This window comes from Azospirillum thiophilum, assembly GCF_001305595.1.
Taxonomy (GTDB): domain Bacteria; phylum Pseudomonadota; class Alphaproteobacteria; order Azospirillales; family Azospirillaceae; genus Azospirillum; species Azospirillum thiophilum.
On sequence record NZ_CP012404.1, the window covers coordinates 151,153 to 164,025 of the forward strand.

The following is a 12,873-nucleotide window of genomic DNA, read 5'->3' on the forward strand; positions in this document are numbered from 1 at the left end:
CAGAAACCGTGGAGACGGGCGGAAAACCGGGCGGGCCGGTCAATCGGACTTGGGCCAACCTGGATCGGGTCAGCCGAGAATGCGGACGATCGAGGCGCAGGCCTGGGCGACGGTATCGGCGCTCTCGACCAGCGCCACGCGGATATAGGCGTCGCCGGGGTTCGGCTCGCCCGGATTGCTGCGCGACAGGTAGGCGCCGGGCAGCACGCGGACCGCCCCCTCCGCCCACAGCCGCTTGGCCGCCTCCTCGCCGTTGCCGACGTCAAGCCACAGGAAGAAGCCGCCGGCCGGGCGGTAATAGCCGTAGCGGCCGCCCAGCTCGGCCTCCGCCGCCGCGAACTTGGCGCGATAGGCGGCGCGGTTCTCCTCCACATGCGCCTCGTCGCGCCACAGCGCGGTGCTGGCCGCCAGGATCGGCAGCGGCATGCCGGCGCAGCCGTAGCTGCGCAGGCGGGAGAAGCGCCCGATCAGCGCCGGGTCGCCGGCGACGAAGCCGGAGCGCATGCCGGCCGCGCTCGACCGCTTGGACAGGGAGTGGAAGACCAGCAGGTTGGCCCAGGGCTTGCCGTCCTGCTGCGGCATGCCGGCCGCGACCTGGAGCGCGCCGACCGGCGGGGCGTCCAGCCAGATCTCGGCATAGCATTCGTCGACCGCCAGCACGAAGCCGTACTGCCGCGCCAGCCCGATCGCCTTGGCGAGATAGGCCGGCGTGGCCGCCGCCCCCTGCGGATTGCCGGGCGTGCACAGGTAGAACAGCGCCGTGCGCTCCAGCAGCTCCGGCGCCAGGGCGTCGAGGTCGGGCAGGAAACCGGTCTCGCGCGTCGCGGCCAGGAATACCGGCTCCGCCCCCGCCATCACCGCCGCCCCCTCGTAGGGCGCATAGAAGGGGTTGGGCATCAGCACCGCCGGCTGCCGCCCGGCCTTCTGCGTCGGCACCGCCAGCAGGGCCAGCATGAACAGCGCCTCGCGCGTGCCGGACAGCGGCAGGATCGAGCTGTCGGCATGCAGCAGCCCGGCAGGCAGTTCGTAGCGGCGGGTCAGCCAGTCGCCGGCCGCTGCGCGGAATTCCGGCGTGCCGCCGACCGGCGGGTATTTGCCCCAGCCGGCGCTGTTGGCGCGCAGCGTCTCGTCGATGATCGCCGGCGGGGTGTGCTGCGGCTCGCCCACCGTCAGCAGGATCGGGGCGACGTTGGCCCGCGGCGTGATCGGCGCCAGCAGGTTGGCCAGCCGGGTGAAGGGATAATCGGTCAGCCGGTCGAGCCGGTCGTTCCCGATCGCCTCGGTGAAGACGGCACCGCTGTTGACGCTGAAATCGGCAAGGACCATGACGACCGGAACCCTCTTCCCACCCCGGATGCCGCGCCCCGGCCAATCGGGGAGCGGCCGCATCTCATGCGCGGCCGATCCTATCGGCGCCGCCCGGGGGGCACAAGCACCCAGAACCCGGCGGGCGGGACCGGTGGCCGAACGGTCACAGGCCGCGGCCGGCAGGGCGGCTTATTTTATCCGGGTGATATTGACTCCCGGTTTTCATCCGGGTAAAAAGACGGCGTCACAACCGGAGGCCAGCCCATGTCCGTCACCGCCGAAACCCCTTGCACCGCCTTCCGCGGCGACCGTCGCCTTGCCGCCGGAGATGCGCCGTCCGTCGCGCGGGCGCTGCGGACGGCGCTTGCCGCGGAGCCGGACGGGCCGCTGGTCCTGGTCTTCGACGACGCGACCGGGCGGGCCGTCGATCTGGATTTGCGGGAAACCGGCGGGGAGCTTGCTGCTCCGCATACGCCGCGCGGGCCGGGACGGCCGAAGCTGGGGGTGGTGGCGCGGGAGGTGACGCTGCTGCCGCGGCATTGGGATTGGCTGAACGCCCAGCCCGGCGGGGCGTCGGTGGCGCTGCGCAAGCTGGTGGACGAGGCGCGCAAGGAGGGGGAGGCGAAGGACCGCATGCGCCGCGCGCAGGAGGCCGCCTATTGCGTGATGTCGGCCCTGGCCGGCGACCGGCCGGGCTATGAGGAGGCGGTGCGGGCGCTCTATGCGGCCGATCGCTTGCTGTTCGATGGTCTGACGGCGGACTGGCCGGCGGATGTGCGCGATTATGCCCGCGCGCTGGCGGCGGATGCCTTTGCCGTTCCCGGTGCCGTTTCAGGCGATCCGGCCGCGGCGGGCTGACCCCAGCGGGCTGACCCTGGACGGCGGGCGCGCGGATGCGCGCCGGCCGGGTCCGTCCCCGCCCGGATGAGGAGCGGACCCGCCGTCGCCGTCGGCCTTACAGCGCCTCGGAGTTGGTTTCTCCGGTGCGGATGCGCACGGCCTGCGCGATCTCCAGGACGAAGATCTTGCCGTCGCCGATGCGGCCGGTGTTGGCGGCCTTCTGGATCGCCTCGACCACCTGCTCGTACTGGTCGTCGGAGACGGCGACCTCCACCTTCACCTTGGGCAGGAAGCTCACCGAATATTCGGCGCCGCGGTAGATTTCCGTCTGGCCCTTCTGGCGGCCGAAGCCCTTGACCTCGCTGACGGTCAGGCCCTGGATCCCGAGCGAAGTCAGCGCCTCGCGCACTTCGTCCAGCTTGAACGGCTTGATGATGGCCATAACCAGTTTCATGTGGCTTCCCCTTAAAGCGTTGTTCCGGCCGCGGATGAGGCTGTGGCCGCCCCGTTGCGGTTCCGGTCCGGCCAAACGCCGTCCCGTCCTCCCGCCGATGGCCAAGCCTGTTCGCGTCGACCGCAAAAAGCAATGACTACAAGAATCGTGCCGGTTGAAATCCGCCGCGGCAACCGGGATGTGCCTGCTGATTGGGCGCTCAAAAAGCCATCATGTGCCTAAAATACGACCATTTATGATCCATCCGGCCGCCAGTCGGGCATGGCCGGCCCGGGTTGCCGGGGCGGCGCCCGGACAGGACACTGGACAGGACGCCGCCATGGGACAATTGTTTGATCGCGCGCGGCGCCGCCCGGTCCGGACCCGTCCGGTTTTCGGGACCGGTTGACTGCCGCGCCATGCAGAGGCGAGAGGGCAACGAGCATCATGGCCGTATCTGGCACCGAATCGGGCAAAGCGTCCGTCCCCCCGCAGGGCGGCGACATCACCACCGAGGTCGTGGTGCTGGGCGGCGGTCTGGCCGGGCTGACCATGGCGGCGGCGCTCGCCAGCGCCGGCGTGCCGGTGGTCTGCATCGACCAGGACAGCCCCGAGCGCATGGAGAGCCACGGCTTCGACATCCGCACCACCGCGATCTCCTACGCCTCGAAGATGGTGCTGGAGTCGGCGGGGGTCTGGCACCACATGGCCGAGCGGGCCGGGCCGATGCTGGACATCCGCATCGCCGACCAGTTCTCGCCGCTGTTCATCCACTATGACCACACCGAACTGGCGATGGAGGGCACGCACCAGCCCTTCGGCTGGATCCTGGACAACAAGGACATCCGCAGCGCCCTGTTCACCCGCTCGGCCGAGCTGCCGGGGCTGGTCCATCTGGCGCCGGCCAAGGCGATCACGGTGGAGCGCACGCGGACCGGCGTGTCGGTGCGGCTGGCCGACGGGCGCACGGTGCGCGGCCGGCTGCTGGTCGGCGCCGACGGCCGGCGGTCGCTGGCGCGCGACAGCGCCGGGATCAAGGTGAGGCGCTGGTCCTACGACCAGAGCGCCATCATCTGCACCATCCGCCATTCCGAGCCGAACAAGGGCGTCGCGGTCGAGCATTTCCTGCCCAACGGCCCCTTCGCCGTGCTGCCGATGACCGACAACCGCTGTTCCATCGTGTGGAGCGAGAAGACCTCGCTGGTCGACACCTACCTGAAGCTGCCCGAGGACCAGTTCATCGACGAACTGACCCGGCGGTCCGGCGGCTATCTCGGCGAGATCTCGCTGCTGACCCGGCGCGAGGCGTGGCCGCTGTCGGTGCTGCTGGCCGAGCGCTTCGTCGCCGACCGGCTGGCGCTGGTGGGCGAGGCCGCCCATGCCATCCACCCGATCGCCGGGCAGGGGCTGAACCTCGGCATGCGCGACGTGGCGGCGCTGGCCGAGGTGGTGGTCGACGCCTACCGGCTGGGGCTGGATGTCGGCGGGCCGGAGGTGCTGGCGCGCTTCCAGCGCTGGCGCCGCTTCGACACCGTGCTGCTGGCCGCGGTGTGCGACGGGCTGGTCCATCTGTTCTCCAACAGCATCCCGCCGGTGAAGCTGGCGCGCGACCTGGGGATGGCGGTGATCAACCGGCTGCCGCCGGTCAAGCGCTTCTTCATGAAGCACGCCATGGGGGTGGTGGGCGACCTGCCGCGGATGATCCGCGGGCTGCCGCTCTGATCCTTCCTTCCCCGGCTCATCTCCGTCGGTGGTCCTTGGCAGCGGGGGGCGGACGCCTTATGTCCGCCTCGTCGCCCAATGGGATCCGGGCGCCGAACGACCGAAGCTCCTGAAAGACCGAGGATGAAGACCGTGCTTCGCCGCCTTTCCGCCGCCCTGCTGTCCGCCGCGCTGCTGGCCCCTCTTGCGGCCACGCTTCCGGCCGTGTTCGCCGCCTCCGCCGCGATCGCCGCGCCGGCGGTCCCCGTCGCGCTGACGGCGCAGGACGAGGCCACCGTCGCCAAGGTGGAGGAGTATCTGAACGGGATCGTCAATCTCCAGTCGAAGTTCCTGCAGGTGGCTCCCAACGGCCGGCAGGCGACCGGCACCTTCTATCTGTCGCGGCCGGGAAAGATGCGGCTGGAGTATGACCGGCCGCTGAAGGATTTCATCGTCGCCGACGGCAGCTTCGTCTTCTATTGGGACGGCGAGATGCGCCAGCAGTCGAGCGCGCCCATCGGTTCGACGCTCGCCGACTTCATCCTGCGCAAGACCATCCGCCTGTCGGGCGACGTCACCGTCACCGAGGTCTTCCAGGCCCCCGGCGTGATCGAGGTCAGCCTGCTGGAAACCAAGGATCCCGGCAAGGGCACCCTGACGCTGGTGTTCGAGGACCGCCCCTTCCAGCTGCGCAAATGGCGGGTGCTGGATGCCCAGGGACTGACCACCGAGGTGGCGCTGCTCAACCCGCGCACCGACGTCACCTTCGACCGGGACATGTTCTATTTCAAGGAGCCGGCGCGCGGGTCCGACTTCGGCCGCAACAACTGATACCAGCGGCACGCCCATCCCGGAATCGTAGGCATATCGTACAATTCACGACCTGAGCGGTCTCTGGCAGGCTTGAGAACGGCATGATGTTTGCTGCGTTGCGGCAAACCGGCTGCGAGAGGCTGTGTCATGACGCCGCACCGACCGAAGATTGGGCAGACTGCCGACCGCCGCACAGGAACTGTGCAGCACAACATCCTGGCCGCGGCGGCTTGCGGGGTTTCCGGCTTCATCGCCGCGCAGGGCGGCTGCGCCGACCGGGTGTTCCTGCGCGCCGGGGTGGAGGAGCGGGCGCTGGGCCAGCCGACGCTGGCGCTCGACCTCGGCGCCTATGTGGCGATGATGGAGGAGGCGGCGGCGGAAACCGGCAACGACAATTTCGGCCTGCTGTTCGGCCGCCAGTTCCAGCCGGAGATGCTGGGGCTGATCGGCTCCATCGCGCTGGCCGCGCCGACGCTGGGGGCGGCGTTGGAGCATCTGGCCCGGCTGTTTCCCTTCCACCAGCAGGCGACCGAGACCCGCTTCGTCCGCGAGGGCGAGCTGCTGCGGCTGGAATACCGCATCCTCGACGGCGGCATCGTCGAGCGGCGGCAGGATGCCGAGCTGACCATGGGCATGTTCGCCAATGTGGTGCGCGCCTGCCTCGGTCCCGGCTGGATGCCGGAGGAGGTGCATTTCGAGCACCCCAGGCCGGAGGGCTGGCGCCAGCACGAGGCGCTGTTCGACGCCCCGGCCCATTTCGGCCAGCGCACCAACGCCCTCCTGCTGCGCGACCGCCATCTCGACCGCCGCATGCCCGGCGGCGACATGGCCCGGCTGACCGGCCTGTGCGGCACCCTGGTCGACATCGCGCGTGGCACCGGCACGCCGCCGCTGCTCGACCGGGTGCGGGCGGAGGTGCGGGCCTGCCTGCCGGACGGCCCGCCCCATGTTGAGGACATCGCCGACCGGCTGGGCATCGCCCGCTGGACGCTGCAACGCCGGCTGGCCGACGAGGGGCTCAGCTTCTCCGATCTGGTGGAGAGGGTGCGGCGCGATCTGGCGGCGATCCATATCCGCCAGCGCCATGTCCCGATCGCCGACATCGGCGCCCTGCTGGGCTATTCGGAGGTCAGCGCCTTCAGCCGCGCCTTCCGGCGCTGGTTCGGGGTGTCGCCGGCCAGGATGCGCGCCTAGAATTTCGAGCCCGCCCATATGTCGGCGGAGTTCGGCCGAGTTCGGAAAAACCAGCTTGGCGGCGCGCATCCGACGGATCGTTGCACATGCAGCTTGACGAAGGCCGCAGGAGGCCCTGGACCCGCCAACGTACAAACAACACCATCCGTTTGTTTGGGATCATCAAGCCGATTGGCCGTCGATTGGCCGTTGAGCGTCCACGATTCAGGCGCTTGATTCCGCGTGGTTGCGCTACTTGGGATTACCACTTACGGTGGGTTATGGGTGCTTCGCTGCAGACCATAGCTATGCGGACGCAGTGGCCCCGTGAAAAATAATGGTAGTGGGGAAAATCCATGATAGCGAGCAGATTTCGTGCGGCGCTCTTGGCAGTAAGCACGCTGTTGTTGCTCAGTGCCTGTGCCAGTCCGCATATGCGGGATGCATCGGAACCGGTCGCGGCGACCAAACCCTCTGAAAACTCAGCGACACTTGTCCTGATGCGCCCGTCGATGTTCGGAGGAGCCATTCAATCGTCGGTCTATGACATAACGTCAGGAAAATCAGAGTTTATTGGTATCGTATCTGCCGGGAAGAAAATTGCTTACGAAACTCCCGCAGGCAAGCATCGCCTGATGGTTGTGGGGGAGTCGGCCGACTTCATGGACGCGGATTTAGCAACCGATCAAGTCTATTACGCTCGAATTGCTCCACGCTTCGGAATGTGGAAAGCCCGCTTTTCTCTGGAACCGGTTCCCGCTTCGTCCTCCGATCTCGAGAGCGACCTGAAAGCTTGCACATGGGTCGAAAACACCCCCGCTTCGCATGATTGGGCTCGGGCAAACATGCAGAGCGTGGATATGAAGAAGGCAGAGTACTTGGCCGATTGGGAGAAGGGAACGGATAAGCCATTCATTGCGCAAGATGCTGGAAAGAAAACGCGCCCATAATTGGCGTTTTCAGGAACGATCCGGTGCGCGCGAGCTGGGAAATCACGTATACCGCATAGCAAATTGAAGCAGGGGGGGGGACGCATCCGAACAATCAGATGCCGACCTCCACGGCGGCGTTCACCACATAGATCTGCTCGTTGCGGTCGTTCTTGTCGGCCAGGAAGATGCCGCTCGGCGCCAGCATGCCGCCGCTGGTGACATGGATGGTGACGGCGCCGTAGGGGAAGACCGCCTTGACCGCCTCCTGGTCCAGCCGGTCGGCGTCGGCCGGCACGGCGAGGTGGACGCGCACCTGCATCCGGCCGGTGTCGCCGTCCACCAGCGCCCGCATGCCGGGCATCGAGTTGCGTTCGATGGCGTTGCGCACGGCACGGACCGCCGCCTTGGTCACGTCCTGCCCGTGCAGGTCCACCCCCATGCCGAGTTCCACGAACATCACCTGCTTCATCGCGATAGCTTTCCCTCTGGCTGTCGGTCGGGGGACAGGATGACGCGGCAAGGGGGCGGATGCCAGTGGGCGGATGGGGATTTCCGGGCTGTGGAAGGGGCAGCCCGCACCTCCTCACTCCATCGGCAGGCCGACGTAATTCTCGGCCAGCGCGGTCATGGCGGCGCGGGAATGGACGAGATAATCAAGCTCGGCCAGATGCACGCGCTGCTCGAACGGCGAGTCCTGCTCGTTCCGGTGCAGCATGGTGGTCATGTACCAGGAGAAGCGCTCCGCCTTCCAGATGCGGCGCAGGCAGGTGGCGCTGTAGCCCTCCAGCCCTTCCATGCCGCCGGACTTGTAGTAGGCATCGATGGCGCGCGACAGCACCAGCACGTCGGCCACCGCCAGGTTCAGCCCCTTGGCGCCGGTGGGCGGCACGATGTGGGCGGCGTCGCCGGCAAGGAACAGCCGGCCATGCTGCATCGTCTCGCAGACGAAGCTGCGCATGGCGATGATGCCCTTCTGGAAGATCGCCCCCTCGGTCAGCGACCAGCCGGCATCCTCCTCCAGTCGGCGATGCAGTTCGGACCAGATTCGGTCGTCCGGCCAGTTGGCGATGTCGTCCCGGGGATCGACCTGGAGGTAGAGCCGCTGCACCTCCGGCGAGCGGGTGCTGAGCAGGGCGAAGCCGCGCTCGTGGTTGGCGTAGATCAGCTCGGGGTGGGATGGCGGTGCCGCGGTCAGGATGCCGAGCCAGCCGAAGGGGTAGACGATCTGGTATTCGGCGCGGGCGGCGGCGGGGATCGCCTGCCGCGCCGGGCCGTGGAAGCCGTCGCAGCCGGCGACGAAGTCGCAGCGCAGTTCCTCCGGCGGGGCGTCAGGGCCGCGGCGGAAACTCACGCGCGGCGCCTTGCCGTCGAGATCGTGGAACTGCACGTCCGACACACCGAACAGGATGCTGCCGCCATCCTCCAGCCGGGCGGAGACGAGGTCGCGGATCACCTCGTGCTGGGCATAGACGGTGACGCGCTTGCCGCCGGTCAGCTCCGCCATGTCGATGTGGTGGCTGCGGCGGTCGAAGCGCAGCGTGATGCCGGAATGGAAATGCCCCTCGCGCATCATGCGCCCGCCGAGCCCCATCCCGTTCATCAGGTCGACGACCCACTGCTCCAGCACGCCGGCGCGGATGGTGCCCTCGATCTCCTCGCGGGTCCGGTGCTCCAGGATCACCGACTCTATGCCCTGCCGGTGCAGCAGGTGGGACAGGAACAGCCCGGCCGGGCCGGCACCGACGATGGCGACCTGGGTCCGGGTCGCCTTGGTGGTCTGCATGTCTCTCGCCCTCCTCGGGGGAACTGTCGGGGACGTGGGATGGCGCTTTTGTTCGTTGCGCCAATCATTCGTAGTGATGCTAATCCATGGGGCGGAGGGCCGGACATAGACGAAGCGGCGAAAGCCTTGTACTTTTCATCGCCAGACCGCCGGAGCCCGTGCGATGTCCGCCCACAGCCTGCAAGCATCCGAACCCATTCCCCGCTATTGGCTGTATGGCGAGCCGCCGGCGGTGCCGGAGCTGCGCTTCGTCCATATCGAGACGATCCCGGAGCGGATGCGCTTGCACAATTGGGAGGTCAGGCCCCACCGGCACGATGGCCTCAGCCATGCCCTGCTGGTCAACGCCGGCGGCGGGCTGCTGACCGCGGACGGCACGGAAACGGCGTTCCGCGCCCCTGCCTTCATCCTGGTGCCGGCGCAGGTGGTGCACGGCTTCCGCTTCGATCCCGGCACCGACGGGCATGTGCTGACCATGTCGGAAGGGTTTTTGGCAGGATTGCTGGCCGCCGCGCCGGAGGCCGACCTGCGCGCCGCGCCGGCCTTGCCGCGGGCCTGGGACCTGGAGGAGGACACCGGCGAGGCGGCGGCGCTGGCCCGCGGCTTCGCCGACATCAGGGCGGAGTTCCGCGCCCACCATGCTGGCCGTGCCAGCGCCATCGCCGCCCATGTGACGCTGATGCTGGTCGCCGCCTTGCGGCTGGGGGCGGCGCGGTCGGCGGCCGAACGGGGGGTGGCCGAACGGGGGCGGGATGGTCAGGGGCCGTCGCCCGACCTGCGGCTGCTCGCCCGGCTGCGGCCGATGGTCGACGAGCATTTCCGCGACCATTGGCCGATGGAGCGCTATGCCGCCGCACTGGGGGTCACGCCCGGCCGGCTGAACGCCGCCTGCCGCCGCGTCACCGGCCTGTCGACCCTGCAGCTGGTCCATGCCCGGCTGATGCTGGAGGCCAAGCGCTCGCTGATCTATACCGGCCACGGCATGGCGGAGATCGGCTATGCGCTGGGCTTCGAGGATCCGGCCTATTTCTCCCGCTTCTTCAGCCGGCGCGAGGGCCGCTCGCCCCAGGCCTTCCGGCGGTCGCACGTCGAGGACGCCATGGGGGCCGGTGGAGCGGGGGGCAGCCTTGACGGCAATGGCCTTGACCGGACTGGGGGCTCCTCACCACAGTAGCAGCCGTCTGCCGGGGGTTGCGGGACGGGATGTTTCTGCTGGAAAGGGTGATGGCGATGGACAGCCTGGACGTCATGACGCGCGAACCGGCGGAGACGGTCGAACAGTCGCTGTGGCGCCGCCTGCGCGACGACGCCGTGCGCGTCGCGGCGGAGGAAAGCGGGCTGGCGCCCTTCCTCTACGACGCGATCCTGGCGCGCGACGGCTTCGGCCCGGCGCTGGCCGCCCTGCTGGTGCGCAAGCTGGCCGACCGCGCCATGCCGGAGGACCGGCTGGCAGCCGTGGTGCGCGACGCCATGGAGACCGACCCGGCCATCGTCGACGCAGCCGCCGCCGACCTCGCCGCCATCCTGGCGCGCGACCCGGCGGCCGACGGCTGCCTGACGCCCTTCCTCTACTTCAAGGGCTTCCACGCCCTGCAATGGCACCGCGTCGGCCATTGGCTGTGGCGGGGCGGGCGCCACGACCTCGCCCATTTCCTGCAGAGCCGGGTGTCGGAAGCCTTCGCCGTCGACATCCATCCGGCGGTGCCGGTCGGGCGCGGAGTCTTCATCGACCATGGCACCGGCGTGGTGATCGGTGAGACCGCGGTGATCGGCAACGATGTCTCGATCCTGCAGAACGTCACGCTGGGCGGCACCGGCAAGGAGCATGGCGACCGCCATCCCAAGGTCCGCGACGGCGTGCTGCTGGCGGCCGGCGCCAAGGTGCTGGGCAACATCACCATCGGCGCCCGCGCCAAGGTCGGCGCCGGCAGCGTCGTGCTGAAGGACGTCCCCGGCTGCGCCACGGTGGCCGGCGTGCCGGCCAAGGTCGTCGGCTGGTGCCGCGACGAGCCGGCCCCGGCCCTGACCATGGACCAGAGCCTGCAGCAGGGCGACTACAGCATCTGAACCGGCGAAGCGGCCCGGAAAAAATGCGGAACTCCCTACAACCGTGGCGGAGCCGATTTGGTTTCATGAGCGTGGATCATGGGCACCATCTCCGCCGGGGGACTGATCGGGGCTCCTTGACGCCTTAGTTTGCCTGGGAATGCGTCGGCGGCGGACGATGTCCGCCCCGGCCGACGGGATTTCCCGACAGACTTTCGACGAACAGGAGGGAGGCACGCGATGCATCATCCCGGCGACCTCGACGTGACGCGGCGTGGCCTGCTGATGGGCACGGCGGCAACGGCCGCCTTGACCGCGGGCGTCCTTCCGATGCCCGCCGGAGCGGCCGTCCCGCAAAAGGCCACGCCCCCCGACCTTGCGCCCGTGATCTCGACCGTATCCTTCACGGTGAACAGCGAGCCCCACGACCTGACCCTGGACACCCGGACGACCCTGCTGGACGCGCTGCGCGAACAGCTGCACGTGAACGGGCCGAAGAAGGGCTGCGACCATGGGCAGTGCGGTGCCTGCACCGTGCTGGTGGACGGGCGGCGGATCAATTCCTGCCTGTCGCTGGCGCTGATGCACCAGGGCGACAGCATCACCACCATCGAGGGGCTGGGCATGCCCGACAGCCTGCACCCGATGCAGGCCGCCTTCGTGAAGCATGACGGCTACCAGTGCGGTTATTGCACGCCCGGCCAGATCTGTTCGGCGGTCGCCGTGCTGAAGGAGATCGAGGCCGGCATCCCCAGCCATGTCAGCGCCGACCTGACCGCGGCGCCCCGGCTGACCGCCGACGAGCTGCGCGAGCGGATGAGCGGCAACATCTGCCGCTGCGGCGCCTATTCCAACATCGTCGACGCGATCACCGAGGTCGCCGGGAGGGAAGCATGAGGCCCTTCAGCTACGAGCGCGCCCGCGATCCGGCCGAGGCCGCTGCGGCGGCCGCCCGGACCCCCGGCGCCCGCTTCATCGCCGGCGGCACCAACCTGCTCGACCTGATGAAGCTGGAGATCGAGACGCCGGTCCATCTGATCGACGTGAACGGCCTGTCGCTCGACAGGGTGGAGGCGACGGCGGAGGGGGACTTGCGCATCGGCGCGCTGGTGCGCAACACCGACCTTGCCGCCGACGACCGGGTGCGGCGCGACTATGGCCTGCTGTCGCGGGCCTTGCTGGCCGGCGCGTCGGGCCAGCTGCGCAACAAGGCGACGACCGCCGGCAACCTGCTCCAGCGCACCCGCTGCCCCTATTTCTATGACACCGCCCAGCCCTGCAACAAGCGGCAGCCCGGCAGCGGCTGCGCCGCCATCGGCGGCTTCAGCCGGCAGCTGGCGGTGATCGGCGGCAGCGATGCCTGCATCGCCACCCATCCCAGCGACATGGCGGTGGCGATGCGGGCGCTGGACGCCACGGTCGAGACGGTGCGGCCCGACGGCGCCCGCCGCGGCATTCCCATCGCCGACTTCCACCGGCTGCCCGGCGACACCCCGCACATCGAGACGGCGCTGGAGCCGGGCGAGCTGATCACCGCGGTGACCCTGCCGCGGCCGGCCGGCGGCCGGCACATCTACCGCAAGGTGCGCGACCGCGCCTCCTACGCCTTCGCGCTGGTCTCCGTCGCCGCCATCGTGCAGCCCGACGGCAGCGGACGGGTTGCGCTGGGCGGCGTCGCGCACAGGCCGTGGCGGATCGAGGCGGCGGAGGCCGAGATGCCCAAGGGAGCGAAGGCCGTCGCCGCGCAGCTGCTGGCCGGCGCCAAGCCGACGCACGACAACGCCTTCAAGCTGCCGCTGGTCGAGCGCACGCTCGGCTCGGTGCTGGCCGAAGCGAAAGGCTGA

Annotated in this window: 13 protein-coding genes; 9 read left to right on the plus strand and 4 right to left on the minus strand. The window is 69.1% G+C overall.

Annotated elements, in window-relative coordinates; genetic code table 11:
- Positions 1-69: 69 nt before the first annotated feature.
- A complete protein-coding gene (locus tag AL072_RS23560; RefSeq protein ID WP_045583676.1) occupies positions 70-1,326 on the minus strand; it encodes an aminotransferase class I/II-fold pyridoxal phosphate-dependent enzyme in 1,257 nt (418 codons plus the stop codon).
- Between the two features lie 246 nt (positions 1,327-1,572).
- Between AL072_RS23560 and AL072_RS23565 the strand changes: the two genes are divergently transcribed.
- Positions 1,573-2,166, plus strand: a complete 594-nt coding sequence (locus AL072_RS23565; RefSeq protein ID WP_045583675.1) for a DUF2239 family protein — start codon at positions 1,573-1,575, stop codon at positions 2,164-2,166.
- 97 nt (positions 2,167-2,263) lie between these two features.
- On the opposite strand, the gene glnK is transcribed toward AL072_RS23565, so the two are convergent.
- Positions 2,264-2,602 carry a P-II family nitrogen regulator gene (glnK, locus tag AL072_RS23570; RefSeq protein ID WP_014189833.1) on the minus strand — a complete coding sequence of 113 codons (339 nt, stop codon included), beginning with the start codon at positions 2,600-2,602 and terminating at the stop codon, positions 2,264-2,266.
- Between the two features lie 426 nt (positions 2,603-3,028).
- On the opposite strand from glnK, the gene AL072_RS23575 reads away from it, so the two are divergent.
- The 4 genes from AL072_RS23575 (at position 3,029) to AL072_RS34475 (ending at position 7,218) form a co-directional block, all read left to right on the plus strand.
- Positions 3,029-4,303 carry a UbiH/UbiF/VisC/COQ6 family ubiquinone biosynthesis hydroxylase gene (locus AL072_RS23575; protein WP_045583674.1) on the plus strand — a complete coding sequence of 425 codons (1,275 nt, stop codon included), beginning with the start codon at positions 3,029-3,031 and terminating at the stop codon, positions 4,301-4,303.
- A gap of 123 nt (positions 4,304-4,426) precedes the next feature.
- Positions 4,427-5,113 carry a LolA family protein gene (locus tag AL072_RS23580; protein ID WP_045583673.1) on the plus strand — a complete coding sequence of 229 codons (687 nt, stop codon included), beginning with the start codon at positions 4,427-4,429 and terminating at the stop codon, positions 5,111-5,113.
- Between the two features lie 129 nt (positions 5,114-5,242).
- Positions 5,243-6,289: an AraC-like transcriptional regulator QhpR gene (qhpR, locus tag AL072_RS23585; RefSeq protein ID WP_045583672.1), complete on the plus strand. Its 1,047-nt coding sequence runs from the start codon at positions 5,243-5,245 to the stop codon at positions 6,287-6,289.
- A 335-nt stretch (positions 6,290-6,624) separates the two neighbouring features.
- Positions 6,625-7,218, plus strand: a complete 594-nt coding sequence (locus AL072_RS34475) for a hypothetical protein (protein WP_144428356.1) — start codon at positions 6,625-6,627, stop codon at positions 7,216-7,218.
- A gap of 94 nt (positions 7,219-7,312) precedes the next feature.
- On the opposite strand, the gene AL072_RS23590 is transcribed toward AL072_RS34475, so the two are convergent.
- Positions 7,313-7,669, minus strand: coding sequence for a Lin0512 family protein (locus AL072_RS23590; RefSeq protein WP_045583671.1), 357 nt, complete (start codon positions 7,667-7,669; stop codon positions 7,313-7,315).
- 114 nt (positions 7,670-7,783) lie between these two features.
- Positions 7,784-8,983 (minus strand): 4-hydroxybenzoate 3-monooxygenase, encoded by a 1,200-nt coding sequence (locus tag AL072_RS23595; RefSeq protein WP_045583670.1) that lies wholly within the window; start codon positions 8,981-8,983, stop codon positions 7,784-7,786.
- Between the two features lie 163 nt (positions 8,984-9,146).
- Between AL072_RS23595 and AL072_RS23600 the strand changes: the two genes are divergently transcribed.
- The 4 genes from AL072_RS23600 (at position 9,147) to AL072_RS23615 (ending at position 12,873) form a co-directional block, all read left to right on the plus strand.
- The gene (locus tag AL072_RS23600; RefSeq protein WP_045583669.1) at positions 9,147-10,157 is read left to right on the plus strand and encodes a helix-turn-helix domain-containing protein; all 1,011 of its coding nucleotides are present in this window, start codon (positions 9,147-9,149) and stop codon (positions 10,155-10,157) included.
- A gap of 50 nt (positions 10,158-10,207) precedes the next feature.
- Positions 10,208-11,050 carry a serine O-acetyltransferase gene (cysE, locus tag AL072_RS23605; protein WP_045583668.1) on the plus strand — a complete coding sequence of 281 codons (843 nt, stop codon included), beginning with the start codon at positions 10,208-10,210 and terminating at the stop codon, positions 11,048-11,050.
- A gap of 219 nt (positions 11,051-11,269) precedes the next feature.
- Positions 11,270-11,926 carry an aldehyde dehydrogenase iron-sulfur subunit PaoA gene (gene paoA, locus AL072_RS23610; protein WP_045583667.1) on the plus strand — a complete coding sequence of 219 codons (657 nt, stop codon included), beginning with the start codon at positions 11,270-11,272 and terminating at the stop codon, positions 11,924-11,926.
- Positions 11,923-12,873 carry an FAD binding domain-containing protein gene (locus AL072_RS23615; RefSeq protein WP_045583666.1) on the plus strand — a complete coding sequence of 317 codons (951 nt, stop codon included), beginning with the start codon at positions 11,923-11,925 and terminating at the stop codon, positions 12,871-12,873. The genes paoA and AL072_RS23615 overlap by 4 nt, the downstream gene beginning before the upstream one ends.

Bases quoted from the DNA above. Each gene is read 5' to 3' on its own strand.
- AL072_RS23560 (WP_045583676.1), bottom strand. From the start codon at position 1,326: ATGGTCCTTGCCGATTTCAGCGTCAACAGCGGTGCCGTCTTCACCGAG.
- AL072_RS23565 (WP_045583675.1), top strand. From the start codon at position 1,573: ATGTCCGTCACCGCCGAAACCCCTTGCACCGCCTTCCGCGGCGACCGT.
- glnK (WP_014189833.1), bottom strand. From the start codon at position 2,602: ATGAAACTGGTTATGGCCATCATCAAGCCGTTCAAGCTGGACGAAGTG.
- AL072_RS23575 (WP_045583674.1), top strand. From the start codon at position 3,029: ATGGCCGTATCTGGCACCGAATCGGGCAAAGCGTCCGTCCCCCCGCAG.
- AL072_RS23580 (WP_045583673.1), top strand. From the start codon at position 4,427: ATGAAGACCGTGCTTCGCCGCCTTTCCGCCGCCCTGCTGTCCGCCGCG.
- qhpR (WP_045583672.1), top strand. From the start codon at position 5,243: ATGACGCCGCACCGACCGAAGATTGGGCAGACTGCCGACCGCCGCACA.
- AL072_RS34475 (WP_144428356.1), top strand. From the start codon at position 6,625: ATGATAGCGAGCAGATTTCGTGCGGCGCTCTTGGCAGTAAGCACGCTG.
- AL072_RS23590 (WP_045583671.1), bottom strand. From the start codon at position 7,669: ATGAAGCAGGTGATGTTCGTGGAACTCGGCATGGGGGTGGACCTGCAC.
- AL072_RS23595 (WP_045583670.1), bottom strand. From the start codon at position 8,983: ATGCAGACCACCAAGGCGACCCGGACCCAGGTCGCCATCGTCGGTGCC.
- AL072_RS23600 (WP_045583669.1), top strand. From the start codon at position 9,147: ATGTCCGCCCACAGCCTGCAAGCATCCGAACCCATTCCCCGCTATTGG.
- cysE (WP_045583668.1), top strand. From the start codon at position 10,208: ATGGCGATGGACAGCCTGGACGTCATGACGCGCGAACCGGCGGAGACG.
- paoA (WP_045583667.1), top strand. From the start codon at position 11,270: ATGCATCATCCCGGCGACCTCGACGTGACGCGGCGTGGCCTGCTGATG.
- AL072_RS23615 (WP_045583666.1), top strand. From the start codon at position 11,923: ATGAGGCCCTTCAGCTACGAGCGCGCCCGCGATCCGGCCGAGGCCGCT.